General features: G+C 71.0%; 25 protein-coding genes. 13 read left to right on the top strand and 12 right to left on the bottom strand.

What is annotated here, in order from left to right; genetic code table 11:
- Window positions 1-456 carry a methylmalonyl-CoA epimerase gene (gene mce, locus ACIRSS_RS35565; RefSeq protein ID WP_400902933.1) on the top strand — a complete coding sequence of 152 codons (456 nt, stop codon included), beginning with the start codon at window positions 1-3 and terminating at the stop codon, window positions 454-456.
- A gap of 66 nt (window positions 457-522) precedes the next feature.
- Here mce and ACIRSS_RS35560 read toward each other — a convergent pair whose 3' ends face one another.
- Complete coding sequence (locus ACIRSS_RS35560) at window positions 523-1,095, bottom strand: TetR/AcrR family transcriptional regulator (protein WP_400902930.1); 573 nt, start codon at window positions 1,093-1,095, stop codon at window positions 523-525.
- Window positions 1,096-1,112: 17 nt separating this feature from the next.
- Window positions 1,113-1,481: an SPW repeat protein gene (locus ACIRSS_RS35555; protein WP_400902927.1), complete on the bottom strand. Its 369-nt coding sequence runs from the start codon at window positions 1,479-1,481 to the stop codon at window positions 1,113-1,115.
- Window positions 1,482-1,686: 205 nt separating this feature from the next.
- On the opposite strand from ACIRSS_RS35555, the gene ccrA reads away from it, so the two are divergent.
- The 4 genes from ccrA (at window position 1,687) to ACIRSS_RS35535 (ending at window position 6,052) form a co-directional block, all read left to right on the top strand.
- Window positions 1,687-3,027, top strand: coding sequence for a crotonyl-CoA carboxylase/reductase (gene ccrA, locus ACIRSS_RS35550; protein ID WP_400902924.1), 1,341 nt, complete (start codon window positions 1,687-1,689; stop codon window positions 3,025-3,027).
- A 165-nt stretch (window positions 3,028-3,192) separates the two neighbouring features.
- Window positions 3,193-4,371 carry a chromosome segregation protein gene (locus ACIRSS_RS35545; RefSeq protein ID WP_400904010.1) on the top strand — a complete coding sequence of 393 codons (1,179 nt, stop codon included), beginning with the start codon at window positions 3,193-3,195 and terminating at the stop codon, window positions 4,369-4,371.
- A gap of 93 nt (window positions 4,372-4,464) precedes the next feature.
- Entirely contained in the window at window positions 4,465-4,917 is a 453-nt protein-coding gene (locus ACIRSS_RS35540) for a universal stress protein (protein WP_400902921.1), read from the top strand.
- 4 nt (window positions 4,918-4,921) lie between these two features.
- A complete protein-coding gene (locus ACIRSS_RS35535) occupies window positions 4,922-6,052 on the top strand; it encodes an adenylate/guanylate cyclase domain-containing protein (RefSeq protein ID WP_400902918.1) in 1,131 nt (376 codons plus the stop codon).
- Window positions 6,053-6,287: 235 nt separating this feature from the next.
- On the opposite strand, the gene paaE is transcribed toward ACIRSS_RS35535, so the two are convergent.
- Genes paaE through paaZ form a run of 6 tightly spaced genes read right to left on the bottom strand, consistent with a single transcriptional unit; the run spans window position 6,288 to window position 11,987 of the window.
- Complete coding sequence (gene paaE / locus ACIRSS_RS35530; protein ID WP_400902916.1) at window positions 6,288-7,337, bottom strand: 1,2-phenylacetyl-CoA epoxidase subunit PaaE; 1,050 nt, start codon at window positions 7,335-7,337, stop codon at window positions 6,288-6,290.
- Between the two features lies 1 nt (window position 7,338).
- A complete protein-coding gene (gene paaD, locus ACIRSS_RS35525; protein ID WP_400902913.1) occupies window positions 7,339-7,827 on the bottom strand; it encodes a 1,2-phenylacetyl-CoA epoxidase subunit PaaD in 489 nt (162 codons plus the stop codon).
- Window positions 7,821-8,678 carry a 1,2-phenylacetyl-CoA epoxidase subunit PaaC gene (gene paaC / locus ACIRSS_RS35520; RefSeq protein ID WP_400902910.1) on the bottom strand — a complete coding sequence of 286 codons (858 nt, stop codon included), beginning with the start codon at window positions 8,676-8,678 and terminating at the stop codon, window positions 7,821-7,823. Before paaC ends, paaD begins: the two co-directional genes overlap by 7 nt.
- A complete protein-coding gene (gene paaB, locus ACIRSS_RS35515; RefSeq protein ID WP_286003483.1) occupies window positions 8,675-8,989 on the bottom strand; it encodes a 1,2-phenylacetyl-CoA epoxidase subunit PaaB in 315 nt (104 codons plus the stop codon). The genes paaC and paaB overlap by 4 nt, the downstream gene beginning before the upstream one ends.
- A gap of 38 nt (window positions 8,990-9,027) precedes the next feature.
- Window positions 9,028-9,960, bottom strand: a complete 933-nt coding sequence (gene paaA / locus ACIRSS_RS35510; RefSeq protein ID WP_400902907.1) for a 1,2-phenylacetyl-CoA epoxidase subunit PaaA — start codon at window positions 9,958-9,960, stop codon at window positions 9,028-9,030.
- A complete protein-coding gene (gene paaZ, locus ACIRSS_RS35505; protein ID WP_400902904.1) occupies window positions 9,957-11,987 on the bottom strand; it encodes a phenylacetic acid degradation bifunctional protein PaaZ in 2,031 nt (676 codons plus the stop codon). The genes paaA and paaZ overlap by 4 nt, the downstream gene beginning before the upstream one ends.
- Before the next feature lie 166 nt (window positions 11,988-12,153).
- Between paaZ and paaI the strand changes: the two genes are divergently transcribed.
- Genes paaI through ACIRSS_RS35490 form a run of 3 tightly spaced genes read left to right on the top strand, consistent with a single transcriptional unit; the run spans window position 12,154 to window position 14,434 of the window.
- Window positions 12,154-12,570 (top strand): hydroxyphenylacetyl-CoA thioesterase PaaI, encoded by a 417-nt coding sequence (gene paaI / locus ACIRSS_RS35500; protein WP_400902902.1) that lies wholly within the window; start codon window positions 12,154-12,156, stop codon window positions 12,568-12,570.
- On the top strand, window positions 12,567-13,844 hold the full coding sequence (gene paaK, locus ACIRSS_RS35495) for a phenylacetate--CoA ligase PaaK (protein WP_400902899.1): 1,278 nt from the start codon (window positions 12,567-12,569) through the stop codon (window positions 13,842-13,844). Before paaI ends, paaK begins: the two co-directional genes overlap by 4 nt.
- Window positions 13,841-14,434 carry a TetR/AcrR family transcriptional regulator gene (locus ACIRSS_RS35490; RefSeq protein ID WP_400902897.1) on the top strand — a complete coding sequence of 198 codons (594 nt, stop codon included), beginning with the start codon at window positions 13,841-13,843 and terminating at the stop codon, window positions 14,432-14,434. The genes paaK and ACIRSS_RS35490 overlap by 4 nt, the downstream gene beginning before the upstream one ends.
- A 4-nt stretch (window positions 14,435-14,438) precedes the next feature.
- On the opposite strand, the gene ACIRSS_RS35485 is transcribed toward ACIRSS_RS35490, so the two are convergent.
- Complete coding sequence (locus ACIRSS_RS35485; RefSeq protein WP_400902896.1) at window positions 14,439-14,750, bottom strand: hypothetical protein; 312 nt, start codon at window positions 14,748-14,750, stop codon at window positions 14,439-14,441.
- 171 nt (window positions 14,751-14,921) lie between these two features.
- Here ACIRSS_RS35485 and ACIRSS_RS35480 point away from each other — a divergent pair, with 171 nt between their 5' ends.
- Window positions 14,922-15,593: a TetR/AcrR family transcriptional regulator gene (locus tag ACIRSS_RS35480; RefSeq protein ID WP_400902893.1), complete on the top strand. Its 672-nt coding sequence runs from the start codon at window positions 14,922-14,924 to the stop codon at window positions 15,591-15,593.
- On the opposite strand, the gene ACIRSS_RS35475 is transcribed toward ACIRSS_RS35480, so the two are convergent.
- On the bottom strand, window positions 15,514-16,569 hold the full coding sequence (locus ACIRSS_RS35475) for an AraC family transcriptional regulator (RefSeq protein ID WP_400902891.1): 1,056 nt from the start codon (window positions 16,567-16,569) through the stop codon (window positions 15,514-15,516). The two genes, ACIRSS_RS35480 and ACIRSS_RS35475, sit on opposite strands and share 80 nt — an antisense overlap.
- A gap of 103 nt (window positions 16,570-16,672) precedes the next feature.
- On the opposite strand from ACIRSS_RS35475, the gene ACIRSS_RS35470 reads away from it, so the two are divergent.
- The 3 genes from ACIRSS_RS35470 to ACIRSS_RS35460 all read left to right on the top strand — a co-directional run bounded on the left by ACIRSS_RS35470 (window position 16,673) and on the right by ACIRSS_RS35460 (window position 20,940).
- Window positions 16,673-17,743, top strand: coding sequence for a winged helix DNA-binding domain-containing protein (locus ACIRSS_RS35470; protein ID WP_400902888.1), 1,071 nt, complete (start codon window positions 16,673-16,675; stop codon window positions 17,741-17,743).
- A 75-nt stretch (window positions 17,744-17,818) separates the two neighbouring features.
- On the top strand, window positions 17,819-19,282 hold the full coding sequence (locus tag ACIRSS_RS35465) for a flavin-containing monooxygenase (protein WP_400902885.1): 1,464 nt from the start codon (window positions 17,819-17,821) through the stop codon (window positions 19,280-19,282).
- A complete protein-coding gene (locus ACIRSS_RS35460) occupies window positions 19,282-20,940 on the top strand; it encodes a GMC oxidoreductase (RefSeq protein WP_400902882.1) in 1,659 nt (552 codons plus the stop codon). Before ACIRSS_RS35465 ends, ACIRSS_RS35460 begins: the two co-directional genes overlap by 1 nt.
- 3 nt (window positions 20,941-20,943) lie before the next feature.
- On the opposite strand, the gene ACIRSS_RS35455 is transcribed toward ACIRSS_RS35460, so the two are convergent.
- On the bottom strand, window positions 20,944-21,456 hold the full coding sequence (locus ACIRSS_RS35455; protein WP_400902879.1) for a CGNR zinc finger domain-containing protein: 513 nt from the start codon (window positions 21,454-21,456) through the stop codon (window positions 20,944-20,946).
- A 61-nt stretch (window positions 21,457-21,517) separates the two neighbouring features.
- Here ACIRSS_RS35455 and ACIRSS_RS35450 point away from each other — a divergent pair, with 61 nt between their 5' ends.
- Window positions 21,518-22,660 carry an epoxide hydrolase family protein gene (locus ACIRSS_RS35450; protein ID WP_400902876.1) on the top strand — a complete coding sequence of 381 codons (1,143 nt, stop codon included), beginning with the start codon at window positions 21,518-21,520 and terminating at the stop codon, window positions 22,658-22,660.
- 55 nt (window positions 22,661-22,715) lie between these two features.
- On the opposite strand, the gene ACIRSS_RS35445 is transcribed toward ACIRSS_RS35450, so the two are convergent.
- Entirely contained in the window at window positions 22,716-24,191 is a 1,476-nt protein-coding gene (locus ACIRSS_RS35445) for a chitinase (RefSeq protein ID WP_400902873.1), read from the bottom strand.
- Between the last annotated feature and the right edge of the window lie 44 nt (window positions 24,192-24,235).

Genomic DNA, 24,235 nt, shown 5'->3' with positions numbered 1-24,235 from the left:
ATGAATGACGCCCTGCGGCCGTTCGTGACGGCCATCGACCACGTCGGCATCGCGGTCCCGGACCTGGACGCGGCCATCGAGTTCCACCGCACGCACTTCGGCCTGGAAGTGGCGCACGAGGAGGTGAACGAGGAACAGGGGGTGCGCGAGGCGATGCTGCGCGCGCCCGGCACGGCGGGCACGGAGACGCAGATCCAGCTGCTGGCCCCGCTGCGCGACGACTCGGCGATCGGCAAGTTCCTGGCCAAGAGCGGCCCGGGCCTGCAGCAGCTGGCGTACCGCGTGTCCGATGTGGACGCGGCGGCGGCCGCCTTGCGCGAGCAGGGCCTGCGCCTGCTGTACGACGCGGCGAAGCGCGGCACCTCCAACAGCCGGGTGAACTTCGTCCACCCGAAGGACGCGGGCGGCGTCCTGGTGGAGCTGGTGGAGCCGGCGAAGGACGGCGCCGCGCACTGACGCGAACCCGTTCGGGCGCAACAACTCCGGCCCGCGCGAACCGCACGCCGGTGATAAGGCGCGCGGCTAAGCCGACGCCGTCTTCGCGACGAGGGCGTCGGCGATGAACGTCAGCTCGCCGTCGAACTCGGCGGGCAAGTCGTCGTCCGAGTGGCGGGCCGTCGCGTGGCGGTGGCTGACCGCGCGCGCCAGCAGGCCCGACGCCCGCTCGACGTCCGCCGTGGGCAGGACGCCGCCCGTGGCCGCCAGGATCACCGCGCGGACCTGCCGCACGAGCACCTGGAAGCGCTCGTGGAGGGCGTCGCGGACGACGCGGTGGGTGTCGGCCTCGCGCCACAGCAGGTGCGAGAGCCCGAGCGACCGGCTGAAGCGGTGGTCGAGCTCGTGGACGAGCCGGCGCAGGCTGCCCGCCAGGTCGCCGGGGACGACGACCACGGCCGGCTCGATGCGCTCGTCGGGCAGCCGCTCGACGAGCGCGGTGAGCAGGTCCGCCTTGTGCCGGAAGTAGTAGTGCACCAGCCCCTTCGGCACCCCGGCCCGCTCCGCGATGCGGGAGGTCGGGGTGGCGTCGAAGCCGGACTCGGCGAAGAGCGCCTCGGCGGCGCGGAGGATGCGTTCCTTCGCCGAGTCCTCGGTCATGCGTGCCTCCTGCGGCGTCAGTGCTGGCCGGCGGTGCGGTGCGCGGCGTTCGCGACCGGCATGGCTGCCGCGCCGGCGATGACCGTCAGCACCCCGGCGATCCAGGACGTCCAGGAAGCGCCGTTGAACTCGGTGTAGCTCATCACCCACGGCGCGATGAACAGCAGCACGCCGAGCGCGATCTGGATGCCTTCGCCGTAGACCATGCCCGGCATCGCCAGCGAGACCAGGCCGTCGAGTGCGATCAAGGCACCCAGGACGACCATCGTCCACATCGCGGTCGTGTCCGTGCTCAGCCAAAGGGGTGAAAGAGCGGCGACCACCCCGATGACGACCTCGGCCCAATCGTGCGGCCGGGCCCAGGCGCGCGTAGAGACTTCACTCATTCGTGCTCACCTCCGTCGGTGAAACTGCTGGCCGGGTGGGTGTTCCCACGGCCGATGATCCGCTTGACTGGCCGGCCGGTCAAGACTGATCGGTCACAGTTCGACGTGTAATCGTGCCCTCCGTCTCGTACAGTTGTGTCCGCGTGTTACCGGCGAGTAATTTCTGCCGCCAACGCCGTTGACCCCCATCTCCGCGGAGGAACCGATGACGCAGCTCGGCGAGATCCAGCAGGCCATCCTGAACGGCGAGTCCGCCGCGGTCGGGTCCTTGCCCGTGCCCGAGAGCTACCGCGGGGTGACCGTGCACGCCGACGAGGTCGACATGTTCGAGGGCCTCGAGAGCCGGGACAAGGACCCGCGCAAGTCGCTGCACGTCGACGACGTCCCGGTCCCCGAGCTGGGCCCGGGCGAGGCGCTGGTCGCCGTGATGGCGAGCGCCATCAACTACAACACCGTGTGGACGTCGATCTTCGAGCCGATCCCCACGTTCAAGTTCCTCAAGAAGTACGGGAAGCTCTCGCCGCTGGCCAAGCGGCACGACCTGCCCTACCACGTGGTCGGCTCGGACCTGTCCGGCGTCGTGCTCCGGACCGGCGTCGGCGTGCACAACTGGAAGCCGGGCGACGAGGTCGTCGCGCACTGCCTGAACGTCGAGCTCGAAGGCCCGGACGGGCACAACGACACGATGCTCGACACCGAGCAGCGGATCTGGGGCTTCGAGACGAACTTCGGCGGCCTCGCCGAGGTCGCGCTGGTCAAGGCCAACCAGCTGATGCCGAAGCCGGACCACCTGACCTGGGAGGAAGCCGCCTCCCCCGGCCTGGTCAACTCCACCGCCTACCGCCAGCTCGTCTCGCGCAACGGCGCGGACATGAAGCAGGGTGACGTCGTCCTGATCTGGGGCGCGTCCGGCGGCCTCGGCTCCTACGCGACGCAGTACGCACTCAACGGCGGCGCGATCCCGGTCTGCGTCGTTTCCAGCCCGGAGAAGGCGGCGATCTGCCGCAAGCTCGGCGCCGAGCTAATCATCGACCGCAGCGCCGAGGACTACAAGTTCTGGAAGAGCGACACCGAGCAGGACCCGAAGGAGTGGCAGCGCTTCGGCGCGAAGATCCGCGAGCTGACCGGCGGCGACGACCCGGACATCGTCTTCGAGCACCCGGGCCGCGAGACGTTCGGCGCGTCCGTCTACGCCGCGCGCAAGGGCGGCACGATCGTCACGTGCGCGTCGACCTCGGGGTACATGCACCAGTACGACAACCGCTACCTGTGGATGAACCTCAAGCGGATCATCGGCTCGCACTTCGCGAACTACCGCGAGTCGTGGGAGGCCAACCGGCTGATCGCGAAGGGCCTGATCCACCCGACGCTGTCGAAGACGTACTCGCTGGAAGACACCGGGCAGGCCGCCCTCGACGTGCACCGCAACGCCCACCAGGGCAAGGTCGGTGTGCTCGCGCTCGCCCCGCAGGAGGGCCTCGGCGTCCGCGACGAGGAGAAGCGCGCGAAGCACATCGAGGGGATCAACGCGTTCCGCGGCGCCTGACACCGGCCGTACGCAGGCGATCCCCGGGTCGCGGGTCGCCTGCGTGCGGCAAGATCCTCTCGCCGCACCACGCGGCACGTTCGGCGCACCGCACGGGTGCTCACCCTTCCGTGACCCGGCTGCGACTACGGTAGGCGCATGAGCCTTGGCGATGAACGGGAGCTTGTGCCGCTGGGAGCCGGCTTCGACGTGGCGAAGCGCGGGTACAGCCGAGCGCAGGTCGACGAGCACCTCGAGCGGCTGGACGGCGACCTCAAGATGCTCACCGCCGACCGGGACGCGGCCATCGCGCAGGCCGGCGACCTGGCCCGGCAGCTGGAGATCGCGCGCGGCGAGATCGCGGACCTGCGTGGGCAGGTAGACCGGCTCGCCCAGCCGCCGACGAGCGTCGAAGGCCTCTCCGAACGACTCCAGCGCATGCTGCGCCTCGCGCAGGACGAGTCCGCCGACACGCGGGCCCGCGCCGAGGCCGAGGCCGGCCACATCCGGGCCAAGGCCGAGACGGACGCGAGCGCCATGCGCGCCCGCTACGAGCAGCTGCTCACCGAGCTCGACCTGCGCCGCAAGGAGATGGAGGCGGAGCACCGCAAGGTGCTCGAGGACGCCCGCGCGGAAGCCAAGAAGATCACCGACGAGGCCGAGGCGGAGCGCAAGCGGCTCGACACCGAGTCGTCGGACCGCCGCACGAAGGTCGAAGAGGACTTCGAGATCGCGATGGCCTCGCGGCGCACCGAGGCGATGCGCGTGCTGGCCGAGCAGGAGGCCGCGAGCAAGGCCGAGGCCGCCCGCCGCGTCCAGGAGGCGACGCAGGACGCCGCCGACATCCGCACGAAGGTCCTCGAAGAGGAGAAGGCCGCGAAGGCGGACATCGAACGCCGTCAGCGCGAGTCCGTCGCGGAGGCGAACAAGCGCCGTCAGGACTCGATCACCGAGGCCAACGCCCGGCTCGCGGAGGCCGCCGACGAGGCGCGGCGCCGCGTCACGACGGCGACCGAGGAGTCGAACCGGCGGATCACCCAGGCCAACGAGCGCGTCGACGCCCTGCGCAAGGTGCGCGGCGGGCTGGCCGAGCAGGTCCGCGCGGCGCGGGCGGTGCTGGCCGAGGCGCACACCGTCCTCGGCGACGACGTCAAGGTCCCCGCGGACGTCACGGCCGACCTGAAGGCCGACGACCTGAAGCCGGCCGACACCGGGAAGACGGCGCCGGTGGGCGACGTCGAGGAGACGATCCGGATCAAGGCGTCCGACGTCCCGAAGCCCAAGGTGGCCCCCAAACCGGCTCCCAAGCCCGCGCCGAAGCCGGCTCCGCGGGCGAGCGGAGCGCAGAAAGCGACTGGCGAGTAACCTTCCACCCGACACGGGCGCGGACGAGCCTGCGCGGTCGGTGCCGACCGGTTATCGTCCCTGCTCACGCGGGATCACGTGGAGGTTTTGCGCATGGGTGCGGCATATCGGACCGTGGTGGTGGGCACGGACGGCTCGGAGTCCTCGTTCGCGGCGGTGGACCGCGCGGCGGCGGTGGCCGGCGACGCGGGCGCCACGCTCGTCATCGCGTGTGCGTACTACCCGGCCAGCAAGACCGACGTCGACAAGGCCCAGGACGTCCTCGGTGACGAGGCGTACCAGGTCGTCGGCTCGGCGCCGGCCGAGGACACGCTGCAGTCGGCGCGGGACCGGGCGACCAAGGCGGGCGCGCAGAAGATCGACACGATCGCCGTCAAGGGTGACCCGGTCGACTCGCTGCGCAAGGTCGTGCACGAGCGCGAGGCCGACCTGCTGGTGGTCGGCAACCGCGGGCTGAACACGATCGCCGGCCGGATCCTGGGCTCGGTGCCGTCGGAGGTGGCGCGCAAGTCCGGCGTGGACGTGCTGATCGTCCACACGACCTGAGCCGGTGACCGACCCGAGCGAGGAGCTCCAGCAGCGGCTCGAACGCGTCCTGCTCGGCGGCAGGCGGAAGTACACCCGGCTCGAAGTGGCCGAAAAGGCCGGCGTGCCCGACGAACGGTCACGCCGGCTCTGGCGCGCGCTGGGGTTCGCGACGGTCCGCGACGACGAGGTGGTCTTCACCGACGCCGACGTCGAGGCGATGCGCACGGCGGACCAGCTGGTCCAGTCGGGCCTGATCGACCCGAGCATCGAGGTGTCGGTGACGCGCGCGCTCGGCCAGCACCTGTCGCGGCTGGCCGAGTGGCAGGTCGACATGCTGTGGCAGCTGATCGAGGAGCAGCCGGAGCTGGGCCGCAACGAGCGTCAGGTCGCGCGCTTGGTCGATCGGCTGCTCCCGGAGCTGGAGCGGGTCCAGAACTTCGTCTGGCGCCGCCACCTGGCGGCGTACGCGGGCCGGGCGTTCGCGGCCGCGGGTGACAACGTGGAGACGCGCACCGAGGTGGTCGGGTTCGTCGACATGGTGGGCTACACGCGCCTGACGCGCCAGATCGACGAGGAAGAGCTGAGCCGGGTCCTGGACGCGTTCGAGACCCTGGCGACGGAGGTGATCGCCGAGCACCACGGCCGCGTGGTGAAGATGATCGGCGACGAGGTCCTGTTCGTCGCGGACTCACCGGTCGACGCGGCGGAGATCGCGTTGACGCTGACCGAGCGGACCTCGGCGGACGACAGCCTCCCGGCGGTCCGGGCGGGAATGGCCTCGGGCCGGATCCTGTCGCGCTTCGGCGACGTGTACGGCTCGGTGGTCAACTTGGCGGCCCGCCTGACGTCGGTGGCCCGCCCGGGGACGATCCTGGTGGACCGGGAGCTGGCGTCGGAGCTGGCGGAGGAGAAGGCGTACGAGCTCCGCATGCGCCGCCCGGTGACGGTCCGGGGCTACAACCGCCTCCGCCCGGCAGCGCTGCGACGGGCGAGTGAGGCACCGACGGGGATGTTCGCGAGCTCCCAGCAACTGGCGGCGGAGATGCTGGGGTTGACCGACCCGGCGGCTCGGGTGCCGGCCGAGACCCCACCGGAGGACGAGGTCACCGAGCCGCCCACGCCCCGCCGCCGACGCCGCCGCCGCATCCTCTGACGCGAAGCCGGCGCCGGCCTGTTCGCCGTCTGCCTCACCCTGCCGCACCTTGTCGGCTCGCTCTTCGCGCGCAGGCTGGACCGCGTGGGCGACGGCCGGCCGTTCATCTCGACCTGCTGCGCCCGGGTACGGCGTTGCGCCGGCCGCCGCGGCGCTCTCCGTCGGCTCGCCGGCGCGGCCGTTGCCGGAGTCATCGGCTTCGCCGTCGACCGGTGTCGGGTCGGCGCTGACCGCCTCAGGCGTCGAAGTCGACGGTGATTTCCTCCGAGACCGGGTACGACTGGCACGTCAGCACGAACCCCGCCTCCACCTCCGACTCCTCCAGCGCGAAGTTCCTCCGCAAGTCCACCTTGCCCTCCGTCACCCGCGCCCGGCAGGTTCCGCACACCCCGCCCTTGCACGCGAACGGCAAATCCGGCCGGAACTTCTGGGCCCCGTCCAGCACCGACGATGACCGCGGCAACGTCATCGTCGACGAACGGCCGTCCAGGACCACGCGTACCTCGGACGACTCCCCCGCCACGCCCGGATCGATGTGCTCCACCGGGGCCGGGGGCGTGTCCACGTAGAACAGCTCCTGGTGGATCCGCGACCGCGGTACCTCCAGCGACGTCAACAGCTCCTGGGCGCCGGAAACCATCTCGAACGGGCCGCACAGCCACCAATGGTCCACCGAGGACACCGGCACCAACGACGAGAACAACGAACGCAGCTTCGGCACGTCCAAGCGCCCCGTGAACAGCTCCGCCTCGCGCGGCTCGCGCGACAGCACGTGGATCAGCTCCAAGCGCTCGGGCGCGCGGTCCTTCAGGTCCGCCAGCTCGTCCGCGAACATCACCGTGTCCGTGCGGCGGTTGCCGTACAAAACCGTAACTGTGGCCTCGGAAAAACGCAGCAACGACGCCACGATCGACAGCACCGGCGTGATGCCCGAGCCCGCCGCGATCAGCACGTGGTGACCACCCGAAGCCAAGTCCGGGGTGAACGATCCCGTCGGCGTCGCCACCTCGATCGTGTCGCCGGGACGGACCTCGTTGACCAGCCACGACGAGAACAAGCCGTCCGGGACCAGGCGGACGCCGACCCGGGGCGCCGCTCCCGCCGGGGCGCAGATCGAGTACGACCGGCGCTCGTCGCGGCCCTCGATCGACCGCCGCAACGTCAGCGACTGGCCCGGTTTGAAGGCGAACTCCGATGCCAACGACGAAGGCACGTCGAACGTCACCGCGACCGCGTCGTCGCACAACCGCGCGACGCCCGCGACCTTCAGGGGATGGAACGCCACCTCAGATCTCCTTGACGTGTTCGAACGGCTCGGAGCACGAACGGCAACGCCGCAGCGCCTTGCACGCCGTCGCGCCGAAGCGGGACTGCTCCTCCGTATCGAAAGAGCCGCACAACGGACAAGAAACCCGCGAAACCGGCGCCGACAACGTCAGCGGGATCGGCCCCGACCGCCGCGGCGCCGCGCCCGGGGGCGCGATGCCCGCCTCGGCGAGCTTGTGCCGCCCCGCGGCCGAAATCCAGTCCGACGTCCACGCCGGCGTCAGCTGCGTCCGGATCTCGACGTCGGCGTAGCCCGCCGAGACCAGCGCGTGCTCCAGGTCGTCGCGCATGGTGTCCATCGCCGGGCAGCCCGTGTACGTCGGCGTGATCGCCACGACGACGCGACCGTCCTCTTCGGACACCGAACGCAGCACGCCCAGGTCGGCCAGGGTCAGCATCGGCAGCTCGGGGTCGGTGACCGTCGCCGCGACCGCCTCCGCCGTCACCATTTCGCGTCCGGCATCGCGCGGGCGACGCTCTGCAGCTCCGCCAGCAGGAACCCCATCTGCTCGGTGTGGACGCCGTCGCGGCCCGTCCGGCCCGAGACGCCCGCCAGCTCACCGGCGGTGGGCAAGACAAGCGTTGCCGCGGCCAGCGCCTGGTCCAGCACCGCGTCGAACTCCGGCCGCAGCGAAGCCGCGTCCACCAGCTCGAGCGGGTGCGTGCGGAACAGCTCCCCGACGTACGGCCAGACCGCGTCCAGCCCCTCCTGCATCCGCGAACGCGACAGCGGCGTCCCGTCGCCGAGGCGGACCAGCCACTGCGCCGCGTAGTCGCGGTGGTAGGTCACCTCCTTGACGCCCTTGTCCGCGATGGCCGCCAGCACCGGGTCGACCGACGACACCAGCCGCTGCAGCAGCGCCAGCCGCCACGTCGAGAACACGAACAGCCGCGCGATCAGGTGCCCGAAGTGCCCGCCGCCCAGCTCCGCGAGCCGGACGTTGCGGAACTCGTTTTCCGCGCGGAGGAAGGCGAGCGAGTCCTCGGTGCGTGACGAGCCGTCGGCCTTGCCGGCCCGCGCGAGCAGCAGCCGCGCCTGGCCGAGCAGGTCGAGGGCGATGTTCGCGAGCGCGACCTCGTCCTCCAGCTCGGGCGCGTTCGTGCACCACTCCTGCAGCCGGTGGGAGAAGATCAGCGCGTCGTCGCCCAGCATCAGGCAGTAGGCCGCCAACGCGGCACCGTCCACACCGGACGGCACCGAAGTGTCCACTCCGGACAGTGGGTCCTCGAAGCCGGTGCCGAACGCCCAGCGGGCGTCGTTCTCCTCGGTCAGCGACTCGTAGACGTTGTCGAAGCTCATATGTGCGGCACCTCCTCGGGGATGTCGTAGAACGTCGGGTGGCGGTAGACCTTGTCGCCGCTCGGCGCGAAGAACGGGTCCTTCTCGTCCGGCGACGACGCCGTGATGTCCGACGCCCGCACGACCCAGATCGACACGCCCTCGTTGCGGCGGGTGTAGAGGTCACGCGCGTGGTGCAGCGCCATCTGGTCGTCGGCCGCGTGCAGCGAGCCGACGTGCACGTGGTTCAGCCCGCGCTTCCCGCGCACGAACACCTCGTACAGCGGCCAGTCGTGCTTGACCGGACCGGGCGCGGCCGGGACGCCCTCCAGCGGGACGGCGCCGTGGCCGCCTTCGGCAGTCAGGTCGCTCACTTGCGCTCCTTCTTTCCAGCGTGCGCCACCGCGGCTTCGCGGACCCAGGCGCCGTCTTCGTGCGCGCGACGCCGGTGCTCGACGCGCGAGGCGTTGCACGGGCCGTTGCCCTTCAACACGTTCTTGAACTCGTCCCAGTCCACCGCGCCGAAGTCGTAGTGCCCGCGCTCGGCGTTCCACTTCAAGTCGGGGTCCGGGAAGGTGACCCCCAGCGCTTCGGCCTGCGGCAACGACATGTCCACGAACCGCTGCCGCAACTCGTCGTTGGTGTGGCGCTTGATCTTCCACGCCATCGACTGCGCGGTGTTCGGCGAATCGGCGTCCGGCGGGCCGAACATCATCAGCGACGGCCACCACCAGCGGTTCACGGCCTCCTGGACCATCTCACGCTGCTGCGGAGTCCCGCGCATCATCGTCATCAGCAGCTCGTAGCCCTGCCGCTGGTGGAAGGACTCCTCCTTGCAGATCCGGATCATCGCCCGCGCGTACGGCCCGTACGACGACCGGCACAGCGGCACCTGGTTGCAGATCGCCGCGCCGTCCACCAGCCAGCCGATCACGCCGACGTCGGCGAAGGTCAGCGTCGGGTAGTTGAAGATCGACGAGTACTTCTGCTTGCCGGTGATGAGCTTGTCGGTCAGGTCCGCGCGGTCCGCGCCCAGCGTGGCCGCCGCCGAGTACAGGTAGAGCCCGTGGCCGGCCTCGTCCTGGACCTTGGCCAGCAGGATCGCCTTGCGCCGCAGCGACGGCGCGCGCGTGATCCAGTTGCCCTCGGGCTGCATGCCGATGATCTCCGAGTGCGCGTGCTGCGCGATCTGCCGGATCATCGTCTTGCGGTAGCCCTCGGGCACCCAATCGCGCGGCTCGATGCGCTGATCACGCTCGATAGTGTGCTCGAAGTGTTCTTCGAGCGAGGCCACAGCGGTCACGGCTGCTCCTTCGAAACCAGGGTCAGGACGTCGTACTTGGCGACGGACTCGCCCTCGGCGTTGGTGACGTCGGCGTCCCAGCGGACCTCGCCGTACTCCTGGTCGATCCGCGGGGTGATCTGCTTGGCGGTCAACGTCACGGTCAGCGAGTCGCCGACCTTGACCGGTGTCAGGAAGCGCAGGTTCTCCAGGCCGTAGTTGGCCAGCACCGGGCCCGGCTCGGGCGAGACGAACAGGCCCGCGGCGAACGAGACGACCAGGTAGCCGTGCGCGACGATCCCGCCGAACAGCGGGTTCGCGGCCGCCGCCTCGGGGTCGGTGTGGGCGTAGAACGTGTCGCCGGTGAACTCGGCGAAGTGGTCGACGTCCTCCTGGCTGACCGTGCGCGGCCCGGCGACGACGGAGTCGCCGATCTTCAGCTCGGCCAGGGACTTCCGGAACGGGTGGACGTCACCTTCCGCACGCGGCGAGCCGGTCACCCAGCGACCCGTCACCGACGTGAGCACCGCCGGGGAACCCTGGACCGCCGTGCGCTGCATGTGGTGCAGGACGCCGCGGACGCCGCCCATCTCCTCGCCGCCACCGGCGCGCCCGGGGCCGCCGTGGACCAGCTGCGGCATCGGCGAACCGTGGCCGGTGGACTCCTTCGCGTCCTCGGCATCCAGGACGAGCAGGCGGCCGTGGAACGGCGCCGCGCCCAGCACGACCTCGCGGACGAACTCCTTGTCCGCGCTGACGATCGACCCGGCCAGGCTCCCGCCGCCGCGTGCGGCGAAGTCGACGACCTGCTCGGTGGACGTGTACGGCATCAGCGTCGAGACCGGGCCGAACGCCTCGACCTCGTGCGGCTCGGTGCGCTCGGGGTCGGCCTTGAGCAGCACCGGCGAGATGAACGCGCCGCGCTCGGCGTCGGCGTCGACGACCTCGACCTTTTCCGGGTCCCCGAAGACGACGCTGCCGGCGTCCAGCAGCGCCTTCAGCGACCGCCGGACCTCCTCGCGCTGCTCGAGGCTGGCCAGTGCGCCCATCCGGACGCCCTCGGCGGTGGGGTTGCCGACGGTCACCTTCGCGAGCCGCTCGGAAGCGGCCGCGGCGACGTCGTCGAGCAGCGACGCCGGGACGAACGCGCGGCGGATGGCGGTGCACTTCTGGCCCGCCTTGACCGTCATCTCGGTGGTCAGCTGCTTGACGAACAGGTCGAACTCGGTGGTCCCGCGCACGGCGTCCGGGCCGAGGATCGAGCAGTTCAGCGAGTCGGCCTCGGCGTTGAACCGGACGGCGTTTCGGATGATCGCCGGGTGCGCGCGCAGCTTTTGCGCCGTCGACGCCGAGCCGGTGAAGGACACCAGGTCCTGCGCGGTGACGTGGTCGAGCAGGTCGCCGACGCTGCCGGCGACGAACTGCAGCGAGCCCTCGGGCAGGATGCCGGACTCGATGATCAGCTCGACCAGCCGCGCGGTCAGGTAGGCCGTCGAGCTGGCCGGCTTGACCAGGCTCGGGACGCCGGCGAGGAAGGCGGGCGCGAACTTCTCCAGCGGCCCCCACACCGGGAAGTTGAACGCGTTGATCTGGACGGCGACGCCCCGCAGCGGGGTCGCGATGTGCTGGGCGACGAACGTGCCGCCGCGCGACAGCGGCTCGACGTTGCCCTCGACGTAGACGGTGTCGTTGGGCAGCTCCCGCTTGCCCTTCGAGGCGTAGCTGAACAGGACGCCGATGCCGCCGTCGATGTCGAACTTCGAGTCACCGAGCGTGGCCCCGGTGCGCGCGGAGAGCGCGTACAGCTCTTCGCGGTGCTCGCGCAGGTGCGAGGCCAGCGCCTTCAGCAGGGCCGCGCGCTGGTGGAACGTCAGCTCGCGCAGCGCCGGGCCGCCGACGCGGCGGCCGTACTCCAGCGCGCCCGCGAAGTCGACGCCCTTCGACGAGATCCGGGCGACCTCCTCGCCCGTGGCCGCGTCGTGCAGCGGGACGCCCTCGTCCGCCGCCGTGTGCCAGCTCCCGGAGACGTAGCTGCGCAGCAGTGCCATCAGGTCCCGACCTCCACCGAATTACCTACCGGACGTTCAGTAATTGCATGGTAGCCGCCGGACCCGAAGATCGGAAGGGGCGACGCTTGACACGGTCCCGGCCACTGCCTTTACTGAGCGACACCGTGAGGTGACCGTCCATTCGGTCAGTGAGGACGGAGAGCGCATGACCAACGCCGCGCACACCATGTTCGCCGCCGACGAGGCGTCACGCGCCTTGGGCATCGAACTCGTCGAAGCGAGCGAAGGCCGGGCCGTCGCCACCATGACGATCACCCCCGCGATGGTCAACGGCCACGACATCGCGCACGGCGGGTACGTCTTCCTGCTCGCCGACACCGCGTTCGCCTGCGCGTGCAACACCCACGGCCCGGTGACCGTCGCCGCGGGCGCCGAAATCTCGTTCGTCGCGGCCGGCCGGCTCGGCGACCACCTGGTCGCGACGGCCACCGAGCGCACCCGCTACGGCCGCAACGGCATCTACGACGTCACCGTGCACCGGGAGACCCCCGGCGGGCCCGAGGTCGTCGCCGAATTCCGCGGCCGCAGCCGCGCCATCTCCGCGAAACGGGACCGACCATGATCGAGGCGAACATCGGCGCGGGCGAGCTGGCCGCCCTCCAGCTGGAACGTCTGCAGTGGACGCTCAGGCACGCGTATGCGAACGTGCCCGCCTACACGCGGAAGTTCGACGAGGCCGGCGTCCACCCGGACGACTGCAAGGAGCTCGCCGACCTGGCGAAGTTCCCGTTCACCACCAAGCAGGACCTCCGCGAGAACTACCCGTTCGGGATGTTCGCCGTGCCGCAGGACCAGGTGCGCCGCATCCACGCCTCCAGCGGCACCACCGGCAAGGCCACCGTCGTCGGGTACACCGAGCAGGACATCGACACCTGGGCGACGGTGATGGCCCGCTCGATCCACGCGGCCGGCGGCCGGCCGGGGCACAAGGTGCACGTCGCCTACGGGTACGGCCTGTTCACCGGCGGCCTCGGCGCGCACTACGGCGCGGAGAAGCTGGGTTGCACCGTCATCCCCGCGTCCGGCGGCATGACCGCCCGGCAGGTGCAGCTCATCACGGACTTCAAGCCCGAGATCATCATGGTCACGCCGTCGTACATGCTGACGCTGCTCGACGAGTTCGAGCGCCAGGGCGTCGACCCGCGTTCGTCGTCGCTGAAGGTGGGCATCTTCGGCGCCGAGCCGTGGACCGAGCAGATGCGCGCCGAGATCGAAGAGCGGTTCGCGCTCGACGCCGTCGACATCTACGGGCTGTCGGAGGTGATGGGCCCGGGCGTCGCGCAGGAGTGCGTCGAGACGAAGGACGGCCTGCACATCTGGGAGGACCACTTCTACCCCGAGGTGATCGACCCGTACTCCGAGGAGGTCCTCGGTGGCGGCGAGACCGGCGAGCTGGTGTTCACGTCGCTGACCAAGCAGGCGCTGCCGATCATCCGCTACCGCACCCGCGACCTCACGGCGCTGTCGCCGGGGACCGCGCGGCCGGCGTTCCGGCGGATGGCCAAGGTCACCGGCCGCACCGACGACCTGATCATCCTGCGCGGGGTCAACGTCTTCCCGACGCAGATCGAGGAGATCGTGCTGCGCACCGACGGCCTGAGCCCGCACTTCCAGCTCGTCCGGTCGACGCGCGGGCGGCTCGACCACCTGACCGTGCGGGTGGAAGCGCGTCACGACGCTTCGGCCGCTTCGCGTGAGCAGGCCGCCGCGACGCTGGTGAGCGGCGTCAAGGACGGCGTCGGCGTGACCGTGTCGGTGGAGGTCGTCGAGCCGGACACCCTGGAGCGGTCCATGGGCAAGATGCGCCGGATCGTCGACCAGCGGGAGCAGCGGTGACGGCCCCGCGCCGCGGCCGCCCCGGCTACGACCTGGAGTCGCTGCTGCAGGTGGCGGTGAAGCTGTTCAACGAGCGCGGCTACGACGGCACGAGCATGGAGGACCTCTCCCGCAAGCTCGGCATCACGAAGTCCGCGATCTACCACCACGTGCCCAGCAAGGAGGAACTGCTGCGGCTGGCGGTGGACCGGGCCCTGGACGGGTTGTTCGAGGTCGCCGCGTCGACCGACCAGCTGGACGGCCGCGCGATCGACCGGCTGGAGCACCTGGTGCGCGGCAGCGTGCTGGTGCTCGCCGACCGGCTGCCGTTCGTGACGCTGCTGCTTCGCGTGCGTGGCAACACGAAGGTCGAACGGGCGGCGCTGACGCGGCGGCGCGAGTTCGACCGGCTGGTGACGGACCTGGTGAAGCAGGCGGAGGCCGAGGGCGACATCCGCCCCGACGTCGACCCGTCGGTGACCGCGCGGCTGATCTTCGGCATGGTGAACTCGCTGATCGAGTGGTACAAGCCGCGCCGGGGCTCGGCGGCGACCGAAGTGGCGGACGCGGTGTGCAAGGTGGCTTTCGAGGGCCTGCGCACCGGGTCGTGACCGGTCAGTCCCCGGCGGTCTGGGGCGGGCGCCCCGCTTGCCAGAGCAGGGCGTCGCGCAGCTGCTCGATCAACCGCTCGTCGTCCGCTTCGGACGGGTCCACCCCGAGCGGGATCCAGCGCTCGGAAACCTTCGAACCGTCGTCGTAGCCCGTGATCACGATTCCGGAGTACGACAGCGATCCCTCGTCCGCGCAGTCGCCGTCCGGGAGGGGTTCGTCCGGCTCGAAGGCCTCGTCGAAGCTGACGTGGCGATGCTGCAGGCGGACGCTCACCCAGCGTCCGGCCGGCCGGATCGGCGCGCCTTCTTCGGTCATCTGCTCCTACCACCGGTCGCGGGTCCCTGCCGTCTCGTCGCATCCGGACGCCGGGGAGTTACCGGCGGGTTGTTCCGGTTGCGTAACGACGGTCCCTCCGGCGAAACGAACCTTTTGACGTAGGGTCAACTACTTGTTGACAGCATGCCGATCCCCGGCGAGGCTGGGCGGATGACCAGTGGGACGCGGCCGCGGCGGCGCCGCCTCGAACCGGCCGAACGGCGGGCGGAGATCCTCGCCGCCGCGCGGCACCTGTTCGGCGCCGGCAGCTACGCGTCGGTGTCCACTTCGGACATCGCCGAGGCCGCCGGGGTCGCGCGCCCGCTCATCAACCACTACTTCGGCGGCAAGCGCGAGCTCTACCTGGAAGTGGTGCGGCAGCTGATGATCGTGCCGGCGCCGGTCACCGAAGCGCTGCCGGACACCACGATGGAGGACCGGCTGGCGATCGGCGTCGAGCGGTGGATCGACGTCGTGGACCGCAACCGCGACGCCTGGCTGACGGTCATCGGCCCGGAGTCCGCGGGCCGCGACCCGGAGATCGAGCGGATCATGCTGGAGGCCGACGAAGTCGCGGCCGACCGCGTCCTGGAAGCCGCGCTGATGACCGACGTCACCGAGGGGCGGGACGAGCTGCGCGCGATGATCCGGTCGTTCGGCGGGCTGCTGCGGGCCGCGTCGCGCGAGTGGCTGATCCGCGGCACGCTCGACCGCGCGGCGCTGCGCACCTTCCTCACCGATTCGATCCTCAACCTGCTGAAGCTCACCTACCCGGCGGTGCTTGCCGGGCGGCCCGGAAGCGCCGGGCGAACGCCGCCGGGGTCATCCCGGTCCAGCGCTTGAACGCGTAGATGAAGCTCGACGCCTCGGCGTACCCGAGCCGGTACGCGACGTCCTCGACGGACAGGACGCCGGTGTCGAGCAGCTCCTCGGCCAGCGTCTGGCGGACTTCGTCGACGAGCGCGCGGTAGCTGGTGCCGGCTTCGGTCAGGCGCCGCCGCAGCGTGCGCGTGCTGAGCGTCAGCTGGCGGGCGATCTCGTCCATGCCCGCGTCGACACCGCCGAGCCGGACCAGGCGCTCGCGGACCTGCTGGGAGATGCCCGAACGCCGGCGTTTGCGCGCGACGAGCGCTTCGCACTGCGCGGCGCACAGGGCGACGGTCTGGTCGTTCGCCTGCGGCAGGGGCAAGGCCAGCAGCGCCGGGTCGAGCGTCGCGCGGCAGGCGTCGGCGCCGAACCGCGGCCGCACGCCGAACGCGGCCCGGTACGGGTCCACTGTGGACCGTTCGTGCCGGAAGCTCAGGTCCTCCAAGGTGATCTCGGGCAGCAGGTCGTGCATGACCGAGAAGATCGCGGCCAGGTCGCGCAGCACGAGGAACCGGGCGACGTCGGCGGGCACGCGGCTGTCGTCGAGCTCCAGCGTCAGCTTGCCGCCGGCCACCTCGACGTGCGGGATGCAGAAGGCGAAGCTGAGGTCGAAGTAGCGCAGGGCGAACAGCATCGCATCGCGCAGCGTCGGGCTGCTGATGCAGGCGAACCCGAAGATGCCGAAGGTGCTGACGCGGTAGCGGCGCCCGAGCTCGAGCGCCGTCGCGTCGGAGCCGTCCAGCTCGGCCAGCGCGCGGACGACGGCCAGCTCCTGCCGCGCGTCGACCTGCACCGACGGGTCGGCGAGCAGCTCCGGCGAGAGCGTCGTCGCGGCCAGGAGCTTTTCGGCGGGCAGACCGCGGTCGGCGGCGAACCGGGTCATCAGCTCGATGCTCGCGGTGCCGCGCGGGAAGTCCCAGTCCCCGACGGCGGGCGCGGCGAGCTCGGCCATGGCCGGAATTATGGATGACGGCCGCGCGGGCGTCGAATCGAGGACCGGAACTGTCCGGGGTGATCGTTAGGGTGACGGCGTGGAGACGTTGAGCAGGCGGGCCATGAACCGCGCGACGCTGGAGCGCCAGCTGCTGCTGCGCCGCGCGAAGATGTCCGCGTTGGACGCGGTGGAGCACCTGGCCGGGTTGCAGGCGCAGGCGCCGTTCCCGCCGTACTTCGCGCTGTGGTCGCGGTTGCACGGGTTCCGGCCTTCGGAGCTGGCCTCCCTGCTGGAGGAACGCCGGGTGGTCCGGATCGCGCTGATGCGCGGCACGGTCCACCTCGTGACCGCGGCCGACGCGCTGGCGTGGCGGCCGGTCGTCCAGGTGCTCTACGAGCGCGACCTGAAGACGAACACGCAGCACGCGCGTCCGCTGGCCGGCTTGGACCACGCCGAGATCGCCTCCGCGGCACGTGAGCTGCTTTCGCGCTCGCCGTTGTCGAGCACGGCGTTGGGTGCTTCGCTAGCCGAGCGGTGGGACGTCCCCGCGGCCTCCCTGACCCACTTGGCGCGAGCGCGGCTGCCGCTGGTCCAGACTCCGCCGCGGGCGATCTGGGGCAAGGCCGGGCAGACGACGTACGCGTGTCTCGACGAGTGGGTCGGCGAAGCGCTTCCGCCGCCTTCGCCCGCTTCGCTCATCGCGCGGTACCTGCGCGCGTTCGGGCCGGCGTCGGTGGCGGACGTGCAGGCGTGGGCGGGCATCACCCGGCTGGGCGAGGTGGCCGCGTCGATGGACCTGCGGCGCTACCGCGACCCGGACGGGCGCGAGTTGCTGGACCTGCCCGAGCTGACGGTGCCGGACGAGGACACCCCGGCGCCGCCGCGGCTGCTCGGGCCGTTCGACCAGATGATCCTGTCGTTCGCGGACCGGACGCGGGTGATCTCCGACGAGTACCGCAAGCGCGTGATCACCCAGAACGGCCTGGTCAAGGGCACCCTGCTGGTCGGCGGGCAGGTGCGCGGGTTCTGGGAGCTGCGCAAGGAGCGCAAGGCGGCCGTGCTGGAGCTGTCGCCGTTCGAGAAGCTGCCGAAGCGGGACGTGGGGGCGTTGGAGAGCGCGGCCGGGCAGCTCGTGACGTGGGCGGAGCCGGCCGCCGAGACGCGGGAAGTGCGGATCCTGCCTTCGGCGTGAAGCTGGCCGGAATTCTCGATCGAGTGACCGTTCGTGGCCTGTTGTCACAGGCGTCCGCTGCGTAGCTTTTTCTCCATGAGTAGTTCGGCGAAGGGGCCGTCGGTGCTGATCGTGGGCACCGGGTTCGGCGGCATCGGGACGGCGGTCGAGCTCAAGCGCGCCGGGTTCACCGACTTCACGATCCTGGAGAGCGCGACCGAGGCCGGCGGCGTCTGGCGGGACAACACCTACCCCGGCGCCGCGTGCGACATCCCGTCGCCGCTGTACTCGTACTCCTTCGAGCCGAACCCGCGGTGGCCGAAGCGGTTCTCGCACCAGCCGGACATCCTGGCCTACCTGCGCCGTGTCATCGTCAAGTACGGCCTCGGGCCGCACATCCGGTACCGGACCGAGGTCACCGGGGCCGCGTTCGACGCCGGCCGCGGCGTCTGGCGCGTCGAGACGAAGAGCGGCGAAACGTACGAGGCAAACGTTTTCGTCCCGGCCGTCGGGCAGCTGTCCCGGCCCGCGCTGCCGGACATCCCGAACCGCGAGAGCTTCGCCGGCGACGCCTTCCACTCCGCGCGGTGGGACCACGGCGTCGAGCTGACCGGCAAGCGCGTCGCCGTCATCGGGACCGGCGCCAGCGCCGTCCAGTTCGTGCCCGAGCTGCGCAAGCACGCCCGGCACGTCACGGTCTTCCAGCGCACGCCGCCGTACGTCATGGCGAAGTCCGATCCGAGCTACCGGCGATGGCAGCACTGGCTGTTCGAGCACCTGCCGCCCACGCAGCTGCTCGGCCGGCTGCGGATCTTCCTGCTCGCCGAGTACGCGACCTACGCGATGACCAAGCACCCCTTGCTGGCGAAGATGTTCGAGCTGCGGACCGCGCAGCTGCGGCGCCGCCACATCAAGGACCCCGAGCTGCGCGCGAAGCTGAAGCCGGCCTACCCCCTGGGCTGCAAGCGGATCCTGTTCACCAACGACTACCTGCCCGCGCTGGCGCAGCCGGACGTCGACGTCGAGACGCGGCGGATCACCGAGATCACGAAGAGCGGCGTCCGCGTCGAGGACGGGACCGAGCTGGAGGCGGACATCCTGGTCTACGGGACCGGGTTCGCCGCGACGGAGTTCCTGGGCCCGATGGAGGTCACCGGGCTCGACGGCCGGTCGCTGCGGGCCGAGTGGGCCGGCGGCGCGCGGGCGTACCTGGGCATGGCCGTGCCCGGGTTCCCGAACATGTTCTGCGTCTACGGGCCCAACACCAACCTCGGCGCCGGGTCCATCATCTACATGATCGAGCGCCAGGCGCGCTACATCCGCCAGGCGGTGGAACAGCTCACCCGCCCCGGCGTGTCCTATGTGGACGTCCGGCCGGACGTCGAAGAGCGTTACGACCGGGAGGTCCAAAACCGGCTGGGCCGCAGCGTCTGGAGCGCGTGCACGAGCTGGTACCGCCAGGCCGACGGCCGGGTGACGACCAACTGGCCGGGCCTGGTCACCGAGTACGACCGCCGGACCCGGCGCCTCGACGTGGGCGACTACCGAGTGGTGGCGTGATGGACTACGACGTCCTGGTCATCGGGTCCGGGTTCGGCGGCAGCGTCACGGCGTTGCGGCTGACCGAGAAGGGCTACCGCGTCGGCGTGCTGGAGTCCGGCCGCCGGTTCGCCGACGACGAGTTCGCGAAGACGTCGTGGCGGCTGCGCAAGTACCTGTGGGCGCCCGCTTTGGGCTGCTTCGGCATCCAGCGGCTGACGCTGCTGAAGAACACGTTCGTGATGAGCGGCTCCGGCGTCGGCGGCGGTTCGCTGGTGTACGCGAACACGCTGTACGAACCGCCGGACAAGTTCTACGCCGACCCGCAGTGGGCGCACATCACGGACTGGAAGTCCGAACTCGCGCCGTACTACGACCAGGCGAAGCGGATGCTGGGCGTGGTCGAGAACCCGGCGACGACGGCCGCGGACCGGGTGCTTTCCGAGGTGGCCGCGGACATGGGCATCGGGCACACGTACCGCCGCACGCCGGTCGGCGTCTACTTCGGACAGTCCGGGGTGGACCCGTTCTTCGGCGGCGCCGGTCCCCTGCGGACCTCCTGCACGCTGTGCGGCGAGTGCATGACCGGGTGCCGGGTCGGGGCGAAGAACACGACCGTCAAGAACTACCTCTACCTGGCCGAACAGGCGGACGCGGCCGTCCACCCGCTGACCACCGCGGTGTCCGTCCGGCCGATCGAGGGCGGGTACGCGGTCGACACGCGGCGGACCGGCGGCCTGTCCCGCCGGACGTTCACCGCGTCGCAGGTGGTGTTCTCCGCGGCCGCCCTGGGGACGCAGCGGCTGCTGCACCGCTTGCGCGACAACGGAACTCTGCCACGGCTGTCGCCCCGGCTCGGGCTCTTGGCCCGGACGAACTCCGAAGCCGTGCTGGCGGCCCGGTCGTTGCGAGAGGACACGGACTACACGCGCGGGGTCGCGATCACGTCGTCGATCCACCCGGACGACGTGACGCACGTGGAGCCGGTGCGGTACGGGCGCGGCAGCAACGTGATGGGCCTGATGGCGACGGTGCTGGTGGACGGCGAGCCGGGCCGCCGCCGCTGGGTGCTGGGGTTGCGTGAACTGTGGCGGTCCCGGCGGGACCTGCTGCGGATCCACAACCCGCGCCGGTGGTCGGAGCGGATGATCGGGCTGCTGGTGATGCAGACGCTCGACAACTCCGTGACGACGTACACGAAACGGGGCCTGTTCGGCCGCCGGATGACGACCCGCCAGGGAGCGGGCGCGCCGTCGCCGTCGTGGATCCCGGCGGGGCACGACGTGACGCGCCGGGTCGCGGAGAAGATCGGCGGGCTGCCTCAGGGGGCGTGGACGGACCTGGCGAACATCCCGATCACCGGCCACTTCATCGGCGGCTGCACGATCGGGGACTCGGCCGAGTCGGGCGTGATCGACCCCTACCAGCGGGTCTACGGGTATCCCGGGCTGCACGTGGTGGACGGGTCGGCCATCACGGCGAACCTGGGCGTGAACCCGTCGCTGACGATCACCGCGCAGGCCGAGCGGGCGATGGCGTTCTGGCCGAACCACGGGGAAGCCGACCCGCGGCCTTCGCTGGGTTCGCCGTACCAGCGGGTCGCGCCGGTGGCGCCGAAGAACCCGGTGGTGCCGGCGGAGGCGCCGGGCGCGCTGAGGCTGCCGATCACGCCGGTCTAGCCGTCAGTCGGCGCGGCGGCGGTAGGCGCGCGTCTTGGTGCGGTTGCCGCACGCTTCCATGTGGCACCAGCGGCCACCGCCGTTGCGCGAGGTGTCGTGGAAGGCCCAGCGGCAGTCCTCCGCCGCGCACAGCTTCATGCGGTGCCAGCCGCCGGACGCGACGCTCGCCGCCACTGCTTCGACCACCTCGTCGAGACCGGGCACGCCGCTGACGGCGGTGACCCGCAGCGTTCCGGACGCGTCGGGAGTCAGCCGCAGCGGAAAGCCGGCCAGGGCTTTCGCGGCTTCCGCGTCATCCGACAGCGCCGCTCGGAGCGCGGTGCGCAGGGCGACGGCGGCGGTCAGGTCGGCCGGCGACAGCGGCCGCCCCGCCAGATCGTGCTGCTCGAGCCAGCCGGACAGGTCCTCGACCGAAGTCAAGCGGTCGCCGGCCACGTGCTGCTGCCCGTGCCGGCGGAAAGTCCGTTCGTCGAGCGTGTTGAGGAACTGCTCGACCAAGGTCAGGTCACCACCCATGACACCACTGTAACGCGATACTGGTGTTGACGAACGGCAACACCAGTTATAGCTTTCAGTGGTGTCGAACTCCATCGAGCGGTTCAGTCCGCAAACCACCCCGTCAGCCATCGAGGACCTCCGCGCCCGGCTGCGCGCGACACGGTGGCCGGACGCACCCGAGGACGCCGGCTGGGCACTGGGCACCGACCTCGACTACCTGCGTGAGCTGGTCGCGTACTGGGCCGACGGGTTCGACTGGCCCGCGCAGGAGGCCGCCCTCGCCCGGCTCCCCCGCTTCCGCACTTCGGTGGGCGGTCTCGGAATCCACCTCGTGCACGCGAAGGCGCCGTCCGGAACCGCGCTGCCGCTGCTCCTGGCGCACGGCTGGCCGGACTCGTTCTGGCGCTACGCGAAGGTCGTCCCGCTGCTGACCGATCCCGGCGCGCACGGCGCCGACCCTGCCGACGCGTTCGACGTCGTGGTGCCGGACATGCCGGGCTACGGGTATTCGGACCGCCCGGGCGCCCCCGTCGATCCGGTCGCCGTCGCCGCGATGTGGGCCGAGCTGATGACCACGCTCGGCTACGAGCGGTTCGGCGCGGCAGGCGGGGACATCGGCAGCCACGTCGGCCGCTTCCTCGCGCTCGACCACCCCGAGCGGGTGGTGGCGCTGCACCGGATGGACGCGCTCTCGCCGGTCTTCACCGGCGACCCGGCGGACCTCACGCCCGAGGAACGGGACTGGCTGGCCGCGTGGCCGGGCTGGGGCGCGGCCGAGGGCGCCTACGCGGCGATGCACCGCACGAAGCCGCAGACCGCGGCCTTCGGGCTGACCGACTCCCCGGCCGGGCTGGCCGCGTGGATCGTCGAGAAGATGCGCACGTGGAGCGACTGCGGTGGCGACATCGAGCGGAGCTTCACGAAGGACGAGATCCTCACCAACGTGACGATCTACTGGCTCACCGGGACGATCGGCTCGTCGATGCGGATGTACCACGCGAACGCCGCGATCCCGCCCGCCCGGCGCGCCGAGCGCGTCGAGGTGCCGTCCGGCTTTTCCCTGTTCCCCGGCGACATCCTGCCGCCGCCGCGGGCGTGGCTCGAGCGGACGGCGAACCTCGCGCGGGTCACCGAACCCGAGCGGGGTGGCCACTTCGCGCCGTTCGAGGAGCCCGAGCTGTACGCGGCGGAGCTGCGCGAGTTCTTCCGCCCCTACCGCTGAGCACGCGAGAGGCCCTCCCGGCCGCGCTTCCGGGAGGGCCTTCCTCAGCGCACGGTCACGGCAGGCTCGCGAGCCCCGCCGAGACCGTGTTGGCGAACGCGTACCCGTTCGACGCGTCCCAGTTGATCGACCAAGTCATCGCGCCCCGGATCGACGGGTACGTCGCCGACGGCTTGAAGCTGCCGCACGACGTTCCGCGGGCCAGGCAGTTCAGCGCCGACACCGTGTTGGCCGGGGCCTGGTACCCGCCGCCGGCCGCCTGGGACGACGCCGGCAGGCCGAGGCCGACCTGGTCCGCCCGCAAGCCGCCCTGGAGCTGGATGCACGCCAGCGCGGTCAGGAAGTCGACCGTGCCCTGGGAGTAGACGTTGCCGTTGCAGCCGTTCATCGAGCCGGAGTTGTAGTACTGCATGTTGACGACCGTCAGGATGTCCTTGATGCCCAGCGCCAGCTGGAAGTAGCCACCCTGCGTGGACTGCATGTCGATCGTCTGCGGCGCCATCGTGATGACCTTGCCGCCGCCGTTGTAGATGCTGCGCAGCGCCTGGCCCATGTAGGTGGCGTTGATGCCGTTCTCGAGGTCGATGTCGACGCCGTCGAAACCGTAGTTCGAGATCAGCGACTTGACGCTGTTCGCGAAGTTGTTCGCCGAGGTCGAGTCGCTCACGCTGATCGTGCCGTTCTGGCCGCCGACCGAGATGATGACCCGCTGGCCGCGCGCCTGGACCGTCTTGATGTCCGCCTTGAACTGCGCGTCCGTGTAGCCGCCGAGCTGCGACGACAGGCCGGAGTCGAGCGTGAAGCTCACCGCGCCCGGCGTGCCCGTGGCGTCCGCGAACGACACCGCGATGATGTTGTACTTCGCCGGGACGTCGGCCAGCTTCAGCGCCTTGGCGCCGTTGTAGAAGTTCTGCCAGTAGCCGGTCAGGACGTGCTTGGGCAGGTCACCCTGGGTCGGCGGCGGCGTGGTCGTCGTTGGCGGGGTCGTGGTGGTCGGGGGCGTCGTCGGCGTGGTGGGCGTGGTCGGCGTCGTCGGCGGCGGGGTGCCCGGGCCGTCGAGGCTGACGTCGTCGGCGTAGTACGTCGGCTGGGCGTACCAGCCGTGCAGGTACACCGTCAGCGACGTGCTCGAGCCGGTCGTGAAGCTCAGCGACAGCTGCTGGTAGCCGCTGGTGCCCGGCGTCCACGTGCTGGTCGTCGCCGAACCGGAAACGCCCAGGTAGACGTAGCTGCCCTGGACCCACGCCGACAGCTTGTACGCCGTGTTCGCCGAGACGGTGAGCGTCTGCGAGCACTGCGCGTTGTCCGACGACGTCGGCGTCGCGCTCAGCGCCTGGCTCCCGCTGTGGACCGGGGTGCTCACTGCGGTCGCCGGGGAGGTGCAGGTCCAGCCCGAGGTGCCGGACTCGAAGCCCGGGTTGGCCAGGATGTTCGCCGCCGCGGCGTTGCCGGCGAGGACGAACGTCACGCCGAGACTCAGCGCGACCACGGAAAGTAGTGAAAGCAGGGCTAGACGAACCTTGGGGACCACGGGCGACCTCCACGAAGGCGGTGAGGCAGGTCACCACAAAATGG

The organism is Amycolatopsis sp. NPDC101161, assembly GCF_044768185.1.
Lineage (GTDB): Bacteria > Actinomycetota > Actinomycetes > Mycobacteriales > Pseudonocardiaceae > Amycolatopsis.
This window is presented reverse-complemented; position numbering and strand designations above follow the sequence as displayed.